The organism is Marivita sp. (genome assembly GCF_017643905.1).
Taxonomy (GTDB): Bacteria; Pseudomonadota; Alphaproteobacteria; order Rhodobacterales; family Rhodobacteraceae; genus Marivita.
Genome location: NZ_JAEPMO010000178.1, coordinates 1 through 7,680 on the forward strand (window position 1 = coordinate 1; position 7,680 = coordinate 7,680).

Here is a 7,680-nt window from a genome sequence, read left to right on the forward strand (position 1 = left end):
CCAGGCCCCGTCACGGGTGACATCTTCGTGAATCACAACGGCTTTCGCGCCGTCCGGTACAGGCGCGCCGGTAAGGATACGCACCGCTGCGCCGGTGTTGACCGTTTGGTAAAATCCGTGACCCGCCGCAGACTCTCCGATGACCCTGAGCCGCAAGCCCGGTGCCACCTCGGTCACGGCATAGCCATCCATGGCAGAGCTGTTGAAGGGTGGTTGGTTCCGTGTCGCCGCCACGTCCTTTGCCAGCACGCGACCATGCGCCTGCAACAGCGGTACGGTTTCGACCCCTAGCGGACGGGCCAAAGCGAAGAGATGCTCGAGCGCCTCCGCGACCGAAATCATGACGCCTCGTACCGCCCGGATTTCCCGCCATCTTTCAGCATCACGCGGATGCCGGTGATCTCCATCGCCTTGTCCACCGCCTTGGCCATGTCATAGACGGTCAGTGCTGCCGTTGAGACAGCGGTGAGTGCTTCCATCTCGACCCCGGTTTGCCCGGTGGTCTTGACCGTCGCTTCGATCCGTAGTCCGGGCAGTTCTGGTGCCGGGAAAAGTTCAACCGCAACCTTGGTGATGGGCAGGGGATGACAAAGCGGGATCAGATCAGGTGTCTTCTTGGCTCCCATGATCCCGGCCAGTCGGGCCACACCGATCACATCGCCCTTCTTTGCGCGACCTTCCGTAATGATCTCAAAGGTCTTCTGCGCCATCGTGATGTAGGCCTCGGCAACAGCCACCCGCGATGTGACGGCCTTGTCCGACACGTCCACCATATGCGCATCGCCCTTGGCGTCGAAATGGGTAAGTCCGCTCATGCCGTCACCGGATCAGCCAGCAGCGCGCTGGTGGCCGCCGTCACATCCGCCTGCCGCATCAGGCTTTCGCCGATCAGAAAGCTGCGCGCACCGTGCGCGGCCATGTCGGCAAGGTCTGCCGGTGTGAACAGCCCAGATTCCGAAATCAGCATCCGGTCCGACGGGATATGTCTGGAAAGTTCACGTGTTGTCTCAAGAGTGGTCTCGAAGGTCTTGAGATTGCGATTGTTGACGCCGATCAAGGGGGACTTCAGATCAAGCGCCCGATCCAGTTCCGCGCGGTCGTGCACTTCGATCAGCGCGTCCATACCCCAGGCAAACGCGGCATCCTCCAGCTCTGCCGCCTGCGCGTCGGACACACTGGCCATGATGATCAGAATGCAATCCGCTTGCAGGCTGCGCGCCTCGGCGACCTGATAGGTGTCATACATGAAATCCTTGCGCAGAGCGGGCAGCGATGTGGCCTGCCGCGCGGCGACCAGATAGGATTTGTCACCCTGAAAGCTGGGTGTGTCCGTGAGAACCGAAAGACAGGTCGCGCCTCCGGCCTCATAGGCCTGTGCAAGGCTTGCCGGTTCGAAATCAGCGCGGATCAACCCCTTGGAGGGCGATGCTTTTTTTACCTCGGCAATCAAGCCATAGCCCATAGCCTGAGCAGACCGGAGCGCGGCACCAAAGGGGCGCACCGGATCTGCAGCTTTCGCAGCAGCCTCGACCTCTGCCACGGGCACGCGGGCCTTGTCGGCGGCCACTTCCTCAAGCTTGTAGGCTTTGATCTTGTCGAGAATGGTTGCGCTCATGGGTCGGTCCAGTTGATCGGGGCATGTCCCTGTTCTTTAAGCCACGCGTTCACTGTGGAAAAGGGGCGCGACCCGAAAAACCCGCGCCGTGCCGACAGCGGGGAGGGGTGAGCGCTTTCAAGAACCAGATGCCCGCGCCCCGCAAGAGGCGGCGCATGTGCCCGCGCATCATTGCCCCAGAGCACAAAGGCGCGGGGCCGGTCCGACAGCGCGTCGAGCACCTGCGGCACCAGTTTCTGCCACCCCAGCCGCCGATGTCCACGCGCGTCACCCGCCGGGACCGTCAGCACATCGTTCAACAGCAACACGCCTTGCTTGGCCCAGAAACGCAGGTCTCCATTAGGCGGCGTATCCCCGATATCGTCGCGCAGTTCCTTGAAGATATTGCTTAATGATCGGGGCAGGGGCTGAACGTCTGGTTCCACTGAAAAGGCAAATCCATGTGCGTGGCCGGGGGTCGGATAGGGATCTTGCCCCAAAATGATCACGCGCACATCGTCAGGCGCAGAGGCCTCGAGCGCTGCAAACACCTGTGGCGAAGACGGAAGCACAAGTCGCTCCTCATTTGCGACAACAGACGCGATGCTTGGCAAATTCTCCGAAAAGAACGGCAAATGCCGCCATGCACCCGGCGGGGTCAACATGGCGCAGGTTCGCTTCTTCTCTGGTTCAAAAATACTTCGGGGTCTGGGGCAGCGCCCCAGGAGTTTCCATCAATGGAAACTCCGCGATGCGTCGACGCATCGACCGCCGGCCATACGGACATCACGCCGTTTGGGTGACGCGGGCCAGCGCCTCAACCCGCGCTTTCGCAGCCCCGCTGTCGATGCTTTCTGCCGCCATTTCAGCACCGGACTTGAGGTCGGACACTTTGTCTGCCACCACAAGGGCCGCAGCCGCATTGAGCAATACCGCATCGCGATAAGCGCTTTTGGTCCCGCTGAGCAGTTCCCGGAACGCCTGCGCATTCTCGGCCGGGGTCCCGCCAAGGATGTCGCGGAACGGATGAACCGGCAGGCCTGCGTCTTCGGGATGTACCTCGCGGCCCCGGATCTTGCCATCCTCCAGCACAGCCACCTGTGTCGGGGCCGAGATCGAGATCTCGTCCGTGCCATCGCCGCCATGCACCAGCCACGCCTTTTCGGACCCAAGCTCTTTCAGCGTTTCCGCCATGGGGAAGATCAGGTCGATGGCAAACGCGCCAGTCAACTGCCGCTTCACGCCTGCCGGGTTGGTGAGCGGGCCGAGGATGTTGAAGATCGTCTTCGATCCCAGCTCCTGCCGGACCGGCATCACGTGTTTCATGGCCGGATGATGCATGGGTGCCATCATGAACCCGATCCCGACCTCGGCAATGGCGCGCTCCACCACCTCGAGCGCCACCATCACATTGATCCCCATCTCCGTCAGCGCATCCGCCGATCCGGATTTAGACGACAGGTTGCGATTGCCATGTTTGGCCACCGGCACGCCAGCCCCCGCCACGACAAAGGCGGTCGCGGTTGAGATGTTGAGAGTACCCATGCCATCGCCGCCGGTGCCGACGATGTCCATCGCACCCTCGGGCGCTTTGACCGCAGTACATTTGGCGCGCATCACCGCCGCCGCCGCCGCATATTCCGACACCGCCTCACCCCGTGCGCGCAACGCCATGAGCAGCCCCCCGATCTGTGCAGGGGTTGCCTGGCCGTCGAACAGCAATTCGAACGCCTGTTCAGCCTGAGACCGGCTCAGCGGGCCTTCAGAGGCGGCGTAGATCAGGGGCTTCATCGCGTCGCTCATGCGGGCACCTTCAATTCATTCACAAAATTCTGCAGCAGGGCGTGACCATGTTCCGACGCGATGCTTTCGGGATGGAACTGCACGCCATGCATTGGCAATTCGCGGTGGCTTAGGCCCATGACCGTGCCGTCCTCCAGCCATGCCGTCACCTCAAGGCAGTCCGGGATCGTGTCCTTGTCCACCACCAACGAGTGATAGCGCGTCGCCTCGAAGGGCGAGGGCAGACCGGCAAACACGCCTTTGCCCGCGTGATGCATCACCCCCATCTTGCCATGCACGATCTCGGAATGGCGCACCACCGATCCACCAAAGGCCTGTCCCAATGTTTGATGGCCGAGGCACACACCCATCAGCGGAGTTCTGGTCTCCGCAGCCGCCAGCGTCAGGGGGAGGCAGATCCCCGCCTGATCCGGGTCGCATGGGCCGGGCGACAGCAGGATACCCGAAGGGTTTAGCCCCATGGCGTCCTGCACGGTCAGCGCGTCATTGCGCACCACCTTTACGTCGGTCCCAAGCTCTCCAAGATAATGCACGAGGTTGTAGGTAAAACTGTCGTAATTGTCGATGAGCAGCAGCATGGGTCTTTCTTCTTCGTCGGGGCTGGCGGGGTGGGGGCCAATCGCGGTATACATGCACAGGCGGACCAACGCGCGTCAAGGGCGCGGGTGGGTCAACCGGCACGGGTGAGATGCCGGGAGCGTGTGAGCGGGGCAAATCGAGGGCGAAGAGCATGGCACGAGGGTTTTTGTCAGGAGCCATCTGGGGCACGGTGTTGTCGGTGGGTGGTCTGGGGACTTTATCCGTTCTGATGCCGCCGCCCGCTGCTGTGATACCGTCCGACCCTGAACCCCGCGTTGACGTTGCAGAACCTGCTGCTCAAGAGCCTGTTGATGACACAGCGACAAGCGATGCGGCACCTGACACGGTGCCCGAAGTTCCGGTAGTCGAGGCAGCCAAGCCGGACCCGGACGCGCCTACGTCCTCCGAGACAGCAACCCCGACAGAACCCGAGGCAGCAGCCGAGCCCGAACCAACCGCACAAACCGACGCGTCGGGTGCCGCCATTACGCCCGAGCAATCGCGTGATGTCGCTGAGGCGCCTGCTGAAACACCGGCACGTCCCGAGACAACTGATGCGCAAGTCACTCCCGATGACGGCGCGTCGGCGGCACTGACGACACCGGCCCGCCGCCCCGAAGACGTGACGCCTGTGGCCCCCAAAGCCGATGCGCCAGCGCTGGATCGTCCGGCTGATCCGCAGGAGCCAACCATTGCAGACACTGTCGCGGCTCCTGTGCCTGCCCCGGACACCGGCGCTGAGATTGCGGCGCTTGATGCACCCGATGTTGGAGCGGCGCCCGAAGTTCCGGTGGTGTCCGCGCCCGAAGCAGCGCCGGGCAGCGCCAATGTTTCCCCTCTGAATCCTCCTGCGAGCGAAACCGGATTGAGCGTCTCGACCGAACCCGCGCAGCCGCCAGCGCCTCCGGTCCCGGCAGTTGAAGCACCGCTTGTGCCCGATCCCGCGCCTGCCGTGCCGACCGAGACTGCGGAGGAACCCGCGCCCGAAGCAACACCGTCGCAAGACAGTACAGCGTCCGAGCGTCCACCTGTCCGTCGTCTCATCCCTTCGGCACCGGACGCCGACACTGCCGCGGTCGCCACTGCGCCTGCAGCCCCGCGTCCTGCAATCGGTACTCAAGCCGCATCCTTGACCGACCGGAACCCGGGCAACTCGTCCAGACTTCCGTCGATTGGCGGGGCCGAAGAGGCCGCAACCCCGCCTGACACATCCGCCCCGGCTGTGGATGCCAGCCTGTCGCCGTTGAAACGCTTTGCGGCAGCAGTCGACAGCGATCCTTCCTTGCCGAAAATGTCCATCGTGATGATCGACGACGGCACCGGTCCGCTGGGGCCTGACACGCTGGACGGCTTCCCGTTCCCCGTGACCTTTGCCATTGACCCGGCACAACCAGGGGCCTCTGACCGGATGTCGGCCTACCGTGCGTTGGGCTACGAAGTTGCTGCGCTGGTGTCGGTGCCGACCGCGGCCCAGCCCAGCGATGTCGAACAGATCCTCGGTGGTGCGATTGCCGCCGTTCCAGAAGCGGTTGCTCTGATCGAAGCCCCGGGCGGCGGCTTGCAGGCTGCAAGGAACGTGACCGAACAGGCAGCGAGTTTTGCTGCGGACAGCGGGCATGGACTGATCTTTCTGCCCAATGGTCTGAACACGGCGCAGGCGATTGCTCAGCGCGAAACGGTGCCGGCGCTCAGCATTCTGCGTGATTTCGACGGAGAAGGGCAGGACGCCCGCACCAAGCGCCGTTTTCTGGACGGTGCAGCATTCCGCGCGCGTCAGGATGGTGCAGTTGTCATGCTGGGCCGTTTGACCCCCGACACTCTGTCAGCCTTGGTTCTCTGGAGTTTGCAAGACCGCGCATCGAGCGTGTCCATGGTGCCTGTGTCAAAGCTTCTTCTTGAGCAGGTGAACTGACCCGCGGGCGGACGCGTCAACGCGTCCGTCGCTTTCCGTCGACGGAAAGCGTGCCTGCGCCTTAAATCGTAGCCCAATGTGCCATGCTGCGCGCCAGATCGCCGTACCCGGTGAACCGCCGCTCGAACCGCAGGCCCAACCTCACGGCACAGTGCTCTGCAATCGCTGTCAGGTTCGGATCGTCGGTTTGTGCCTGATAGACAAGCCTGTCGTAATGCCCGAAATACATGTCCCGTAACTCTGGATGCCGATCCAGGCCCAACGGTTTCCAGACGAAGGCATCGAACTGCCGCACAAGAAAATCCGTCAGGTAGAAAGCCGTGATTTCATCTCGCGCGGCAAACGTCTCGGTGCCCTCGAAAAAACTGTAGCAATGCGGGCCTGCGATCATCTCGACGCCCATGTCGGCGCAAGCGGCTTCGAGCAGTCCACCCGTGCCACAATCGGCATAGGCGATGAAGATCGCATCGTAATCGGCGCGATGGCGGTCTACAGCCGCGCGGACCGCGCCCACGATCTTTTCAGGGTGATTGTGCAGAATGGCGGGAAGGCAGGTGAGGTCGAGATGAGTCCATCCATTGGCATCCCGCACTGCAAGAATTTCGCGCGCCAATGCGCCACAGGCAACGATCAGGACGCGCCCGTCTCCGCGGGCGGACAGTCCGGACTCTGTCAGCAGGGTGTCGTCAGGCAGGCTCGTCATCGCCGGGCACATGGGCGAGGGCCCAACGTGCCAGAAGAGCCACGGCGATCAGGGCGGGCAAAACCTTGAGAATGCCGAATTGCGCGAATGCCCAGACGGTCAGGCCGGATGCTGCAATCACAGCCAAGATCATCGAAGCGAATGTCGTCACTGGCATGTCGATCTCCTTGTCCTGAAAATATGGGACAGTTTGATCCATAATAAAAGGCCCCGCAGCGTGGCGAGGCCCAAAAAGTGACGATTTGGCTCATCTTACCCTGCGGCAAGCTGATTGTGCTTGCGGCCGACAAAGGTTTTTGCGGTTTCAACAGCCACGGCAGCATCCCGGCAATAGGCGTCCGCACCGATGGCCTTGCCAAATTCCTCGTTCAGCGGCGCACCACCGACAAGCACGATATAGTCGTCACGGATGCCTTTCTCGACCAGCGTATCGATCACAACCTTCATGTAGGGCATGGTGGTTGTGAGCAGGGCGGACATGCCCAGAATGTCCGGCTGTTCGGCTTCGATGGCATCGAGATAGGCTTCGACCGGGTTGTTGATGCCCAGATCGACGACTTCGAAACCTGCGCCTTCCATCATCATGCCGACAAGGTTCTTGCCGATGTCATGGATGTCGCCCTTGACTGTGCCGATCACCATCTTGCCGACGCGCGGAGCACCTGTTTCCACCAGCAGCGGCTTGAGGATGGCCATGCCACCCTTCATTGCGTTGGCGGCCAGAAGCACTTCGGGCACGAACAGGATGCCGTCACGGAAGTCGTTGCCGACGATGGTCATGCCGCCGACAAGCGCCTTGGTCAGGATGTCGTAGGGTTCCCAACCACGGTCCAGCAGGATGTGAACCGATTCCTCGATCTCTTCTTTCAGACCGTCATAAAGATCGTCGAACATCTGCTCGACCAGTTCGTCGTCGTTCAGATCCGCGAGAATGATATCGTCTTCTTCGTCAGCCATGTATGTCACTCCAGACGCTGGCGGGGCCGCCAGTGATTGTTTTGTCGACTAATCGTCGTTTTCCGACGATGCCACTTGGTGAAATCCGACATACGCGCGAACGCAACCGACGCGCGCCGGGGCAGCACTTCG

Annotated in this window: 9 protein-coding genes and 1 pseudogene; 1 reads left to right on the forward strand and 9 read right to left on the reverse strand. The window is 62.0% G+C overall.

Annotation, left to right across the window (positions count from 1 at the left end):
- The 6 genes and pseudogenes from JJ869_RS20390 to JJ869_RS20415 form a co-directional block, all read right to left on the reverse strand.
- Positions 1-342, reverse strand: a pseudogene (locus tag JJ869_RS20390) (molybdopterin molybdenumtransferase MoeA); the annotation flags it as partial.
- Positions 339-815 (reverse strand): cyclic pyranopterin monophosphate synthase MoaC, encoded by a 477-nt coding sequence (gene moaC, locus JJ869_RS20395; protein ID WP_292270129.1) that lies wholly within the window; start codon positions 813-815, stop codon positions 339-341. The pseudogene JJ869_RS20390 and the gene moaC, both read right to left, overlap by 4 nt.
- Positions 812-1,615, reverse strand: a complete 804-nt coding sequence (gene trpC / locus JJ869_RS20400) for an indole-3-glycerol phosphate synthase TrpC (protein ID WP_292270130.1) — start codon at positions 1,613-1,615, stop codon at positions 812-814. Before trpC ends, moaC begins: the two co-directional genes overlap by 4 nt.
- On the reverse strand, positions 1,612-2,259 hold the full coding sequence (locus JJ869_RS20405) for a uracil-DNA glycosylase (RefSeq protein WP_292270133.1): 648 nt from the start codon (positions 2,257-2,259) through the stop codon (positions 1,612-1,614). Before JJ869_RS20405 ends, trpC begins: the two co-directional genes overlap by 4 nt.
- A 121-nt stretch (positions 2,260-2,380) precedes the next feature.
- Complete coding sequence (gene trpD / locus JJ869_RS20410) at positions 2,381-3,397, reverse strand: anthranilate phosphoribosyltransferase (RefSeq protein WP_292270136.1); 1,017 nt, start codon at positions 3,395-3,397, stop codon at positions 2,381-2,383.
- Positions 3,394-3,975, reverse strand: a complete 582-nt coding sequence (locus JJ869_RS20415; RefSeq protein WP_292270139.1) for an aminodeoxychorismate/anthranilate synthase component II — start codon at positions 3,973-3,975, stop codon at positions 3,394-3,396. Before JJ869_RS20415 ends, trpD begins: the two co-directional genes overlap by 4 nt.
- Positions 3,976-4,127: 152 nt before the next feature.
- Between JJ869_RS20415 and JJ869_RS20420 the strand changes: the two genes are divergently transcribed.
- Positions 4,128-5,888, forward strand: a complete 1,761-nt coding sequence (locus JJ869_RS20420; RefSeq protein WP_292270141.1) for a divergent polysaccharide deacetylase family protein — start codon at positions 4,128-4,130, stop codon at positions 5,886-5,888.
- A gap of 61 nt (positions 5,889-5,949) precedes the next feature.
- Here the strand turns inward: JJ869_RS20420 and JJ869_RS20425 are convergent, their stop codons facing one another.
- From JJ869_RS20425 to JJ869_RS20435, 3 genes are all read right to left on the reverse strand, one after another.
- Positions 5,950-6,591, reverse strand: coding sequence for a DUF1638 domain-containing protein (locus JJ869_RS20425; protein ID WP_292270142.1), 642 nt, complete (start codon positions 6,589-6,591; stop codon positions 5,950-5,952).
- Positions 6,575-6,748: a hypothetical protein gene (locus tag JJ869_RS20430; RefSeq protein WP_292270144.1), complete on the reverse strand. Its 174-nt coding sequence runs from the start codon at positions 6,746-6,748 to the stop codon at positions 6,575-6,577. The genes JJ869_RS20425 and JJ869_RS20430 overlap by 17 nt, the downstream gene beginning before the upstream one ends.
- Positions 6,749-6,843: 95 nt before the next feature.
- Complete coding sequence (locus tag JJ869_RS20435; protein WP_292270147.1) at positions 6,844-7,548, reverse strand: B12-binding domain-containing protein; 705 nt, start codon at positions 7,546-7,548, stop codon at positions 6,844-6,846.
- Between the last annotated feature and the right edge of the window lie 132 nt (positions 7,549-7,680).

Coding starts and splice junctions, on each gene's coding strand:
- moaC (WP_292270129.1), bottom strand. CDS start 815: ATGAGCGGACTTACCCATTTCGACGCCAAGGGCGATGCGCATATGGTG.
- trpC (WP_292270130.1), bottom strand. CDS start 1,615: ATGAGCGCAACCATTCTCGACAAGATCAAAGCCTACAAGCTTGAGGAA.
- JJ869_RS20405 (WP_292270133.1), bottom strand. CDS start 2,259: ATGTTGACCCCGCCGGGTGCATGGCGGCATTTGCCGTTCTTTTCGGAG.
- trpD (WP_292270136.1), bottom strand. CDS start 3,397: ATGAGCGACGCGATGAAGCCCCTGATCTACGCCGCCTCTGAAGGCCCG.
- JJ869_RS20415 (WP_292270139.1), bottom strand. CDS start 3,975: ATGCTGCTGCTCATCGACAATTACGACAGTTTTACCTACAACCTCGTG.
- JJ869_RS20420 (WP_292270141.1), top strand. CDS start 4,128: ATGGCACGAGGGTTTTTGTCAGGAGCCATCTGGGGCACGGTGTTGTCG.
- JJ869_RS20425 (WP_292270142.1), bottom strand. CDS start 6,591: ATGACGAGCCTGCCTGACGACACCCTGCTGACAGAGTCCGGACTGTCC.
- JJ869_RS20430 (WP_292270144.1), bottom strand. CDS start 6,748: ATGCCAGTGACGACATTCGCTTCGATGATCTTGGCTGTGATTGCAGCA.
- JJ869_RS20435 (WP_292270147.1), bottom strand. CDS start 7,548: ATGGCTGACGAAGAAGACGATATCATTCTCGCGGATCTGAACGACGAC.